The sequence below is a fragment of the Variovorax sp. 01T439_2 genome, from assembly GCF_056398445.1.
In genome coordinates, this window is record NZ_JBFTPJ010000623.1 from 1 (window position 1) to 3,631 (window position 3,631).

Genomic DNA, 3,631 nt, shown 5'->3' on the forward strand with positions numbered 1-3,631 from the left:
AAGTGGTAGTCGCCCACCAGCGCGCCGAAGGGCTCGCCGCCGAACTGGCCGTATTCCTGTTCGTAGATCTTCTTGAACATCGGGCTCTGGTCCCAGGCCGCGCCCTTGAACTTCTTCAGGCTCTTGGCGAGGTCCGTCTTCGAGATGTCCATCACCCGGATCTTCAGGTGCTCGTCGGTCTCGGTGTTGTTCACCATGTAGTGCAGGCCGCGCCACGCACTCTCGAGCTTCTGGTAGTCGGGGTGGTGGATGATCTTGTTGACCTGGTCGGTCAGCTTGGCGTCGATCGCGGCGATCATCGACTGGATCGACTTGGTCACGTCCTTGCCAATGACGGTGCTGTTGCTCAGCGCCTGCTGCGCGAGCGTGAGCACCGCGGCTTCGACGGCGCTCTTGGCTTCGTCGCTGCGCGGCTTGAATTCCTTTTGCAGGAGCGACGAAAAATCGCTGCCCGCATAGGCGACATCCTTGAGTGCGCTCTGCTCGAGTGCTTCGGCCATGGTGGTTCTCCTCGGGGGTCCGGTGTGTCGGGTGTGGGGGATCAGGCGGCCGGCTTGGCCGCTTCGTCGTCGGGCTTGGCGGTGGCCGCCAGCGACTGCAGCAGGGCCGGGTCTTCGAGCACCTTGGCCAGCAGTTCCTCGGCGCCGTTCTTGCCGTCCATGTAGGTCACGAGGTTCGACAGCTGGGTGCGCGCCTCGAGCAGCTTGTCGAGCGCGCCGACCTTCCTGGCCACCGCAGCGGGCGAGAAATCTTCCATGTTCTCGAAGGTGAGCTCGACCTTGAGCTCGCCTTCGCCGGTCAGCGAGTTCTCCACCGCGAAGGCGGCGCGCGGCTTCATGGCCTTCATGCGCGAGTCGAAGTTGTCCACGTCGAACTCGAGGAACTTGCGATCGGCCACGGGCGCGAGCGGATCGGCCGGCTTGCCCGACAGATCGGCCAGCACGCCCATCACGAAGGGCAGCTGGATCTTCTTCTCGGCGCCGTAGAGTTCCACGTCGTATTCGATCTGCACGCGTGGCGCCCGGTTGCGGGCGATGAATTTCTGACTGCTCTTGGCCATGGCGATGCTCCTTGCGGGGGTAAATGGGGCGGTTCGATCAACAGGAAAAAATGGAAAGGGAAAAAGGCGGCTACTCGGACGGGCGCTTGCCGGTCACGGTCTCGATCGTGTCCAGCGCGCCGGGTGCGAGGTTGGCCATGATTTCGAGAAAGCTCACGCCGATGAGCTTCTTGGCGCGCTCGATCAGGAGCGGCGCGGGGTTGCCGGGCTCGGTCTGCTCGAGAAAGCGGATCACGCGGTCCAGCATCTGCAGCGCGTCCTGCCGGCTCTGGATCTCGCCGCGCATGGCAGCGGGCCGCGGCGCGCCGCCGGCCTGCGGCACATCGCCTTGCGCCTCTTCGGCGGTGCCGGCTTCTTCGGGCGCACCGATGGCAGCGCTGCACGCCTTCTGCAGCATGCGGGCTATGGCGCGCAGCGGGGAGAGGTCGATCGCGTCGGAGCGGCCGGTGCGCTCCACCAGCAGGGCCTGCAGCTTCTCGACCCCGCCGGGCACGCCGATGGCGGCCTGGATCAGCTCGGGCCGCTCGGCATGCAGCGCTTCGAGGCCGCCCTGGATCTGTGCCGGCGAATAGGTGGCTTCGCCGCCCACCGCATTCAATGCGTTGTTGGCCACCGCGATGTCGCGCACGCGGATCGCGCCCACGCCGGGTGCCACGCCCACCTGCGCGTCGTACAGGTCGCGCAGGACCATCGTCTCGTCGCCGAGCGGCGCGAGCGCGTTCAGGCGCATGGTCGGATCGTTGTCGTCCTCGGCATCGAGCTTTGGATGTATGCCGTCCCAGAAGTTGTCGAGCAGGCGGGTGAGCAGTTCGAGCCCGGCAACGAAACCGGCAAGTCCCTGCAGCCGCGTGGAAGCACGCAGCAGCAGCACGGCGGCGCGCACGTCCTTGCTGCGGCGCAGGATCGCATCGGACTGTTCGGCCACCTCGCGCCACTCCGGCTCCACCGCGGGGATGACGGTGTCGCCGAACTGCTGCTCGGGCTTGCCCTGCGCTGCGGTGGTGAGCGCGGTAAAGGCCGCGTCGTACTCCAGATCGTCGCCGCACGGCGAGGCCTCGCCGATGGGCGTGAGCAGGGCTTCGACAAGTTCGGTGGTCAGCATGTTGCCTGTTCGAGTTGGCTGGTGATAATCAAAGATGCGTCCGAACCGGTCAATGCAACGAAGGGAATAGCATGCGCACGCTGGGTACACACCATTCGTCCTATGGACGCTCTTTTGCTGCGGTCTCGCGGCGCGTTGCATTGGCCTGCGGCCTCGCATTGACCGGTGCCCTGATCGCAGGCTGCGCAAGCAAGCCCGTGGTCACGCCGGTGTCGATCACGCTCGCGGCCGGTGCCGATGCCAACCCCGATGCGCGCGGCCGCGCATCGCCGCTCACGGTGCGCATCTATGCGCTGAAGTCGCCCGGCCCCTTCGAAGGGGCCGACTTCTTCTCGCTGTTCGAAAAGGACCAGGCCACGCTCGGCGCCGAGCTGGTGCAGCGCGAAGAGATGCTGCTGCGCCCCGGCGAAAGCAGAAAGCTCGACCTCACGCTGCCGGCCGATGCCAAGGCCATCGGCGTGATGGCCGCGTTCCGCGATCTCGACCGTGCGCGCTGGCGCGAAGTGCGCGCCGTGGAGCCCGGCAAGCCGCAGACGCTCACCGTGACCTTCGGCGCGCGGCAGATCCGCATCGACAGCAGCAAATAAACCCCGCCTGCGGGCCGCTCATTCACGCCTTCGCCGCGCTGGCGTTCTGCGCGCGGCCGGGCCGCGCGAGCGGCTGGTCGGCGGGCAGGAAGCGCTCGAACAGGTCGGTCACGAAGGCGCCGCCGGCCGCACCCGATGCGGCGGCCGTCACATAGAGGCCGCGCCATCGCGGGCCGCGCGAGCCGCGGCCATGGCTTTCGAACAGGGCCTCGGCCACTTCGCGCAATGCGGGCTGCAGCGCCCGCAGCGCCTCGATGAACTCATGGATCGCGAGCCGGCCCGATGCGCCCGGCTGTTCGCGCAGCAGCGCCATGCGCAGCGCATGCAGCTGGCGCGCCATGGGATCGAACAGGGCATCGAGCCGTTCGGCCGCGGTTTCGCCGTGGGCGGCCGGCCCGGCCAGGCGATGGCCGATCACCTGTGCGAGCACCTCGGGCGGCAGCGCACCGCGCAGCGTGGCATAGCCGGCCAGCTGTTCCAGGCCGGTCACGACCAGGTAGACCGGCAGCTGCAGGCGCAAGGTGTCCGCGGCCTCGTCGAGCAGCCGGCGCATCCTGCCGGCCAGCGGCTTCATGCCTGCGCTGGACGGGTGCAGCAGTTCGCTCGCCGCCACGCAGGCCACCACGCCGTTGATCGGCACGCGGTCGCGCCGCTCGGCCAGTGCGAGGAGCGCCTGGAGCCACAGCGCGCGCGTGTGCGGCGCTGCGGCTTCATTGCTGACGGCGCTCGGGTGAAGCTCGATGGCCGTCATCGAGCCGGTGAGCCACCAGCGCCAGTAGGGTTCGCCGAAAGGCTCGCTGCCCGAAGGTGCCAGGTGCTCGGCATGCGCCGCCGCCAGCAGCCCCGGCAGGTTGGCCGCCGCATCGCCGAGAAAGAGAAACC

5 protein-coding genes are annotated in these 3,631 nt (G+C 68.0%); 1 reads left to right on the forward strand and 4 read right to left on the reverse strand.

Going from position 1 to position 3,631, the window contains the following annotated elements:
* The 3 genes from AC1DOC_RS24560 to tssA form a co-directional block, all read right to left on the reverse strand.
* Nucleotides 1–500: type VI secretion system contractile sheath domain-containing protein (locus tag AC1DOC_RS24560; RefSeq protein WP_478130675.1), on the reverse strand; the 500-nt coding region annotated here is incomplete at its 3' end.
* Nucleotides 501–541: 41 nt separating this feature from the next.
* Nucleotides 542–1,060, reverse strand: a complete 519-nt coding sequence (tssB, locus tag AC1DOC_RS24565; RefSeq protein ID WP_012745713.1) for a type VI secretion system contractile sheath small subunit — start codon at nt 1,058–1,060, stop codon at nt 542–544.
* Between the two features lie 70 nt (nt 1,061–1,130).
* Nucleotides 1,131–2,162 (reverse strand): type VI secretion system protein TssA, encoded by a 1,032-nt coding sequence (gene tssA, locus AC1DOC_RS24570; RefSeq protein WP_412510301.1) that lies wholly within the window; start codon nt 2,160–2,162, stop codon nt 1,131–1,133.
* A gap of 71 nt (nt 2,163–2,233) precedes the next feature.
* Here tssA and tssJ point away from each other — a divergent pair, with 71 nt between their 5' ends.
* Entirely contained in the window at nt 2,234–2,749 is a 516-nt protein-coding gene (gene tssJ / locus AC1DOC_RS24575; RefSeq protein WP_412510302.1) for a type VI secretion system lipoprotein TssJ, read from the forward strand.
* 22 nt (nt 2,750–2,771) lie between these two features.
* On the opposite strand, the gene AC1DOC_RS24580 is transcribed toward tssJ, so the two are convergent.
* On the reverse strand, nt 2,772–3,631 hold an 860-nt coding region (locus AC1DOC_RS24580), incomplete at its 5' end, for a type VI secretion system protein (RefSeq protein WP_478130676.1).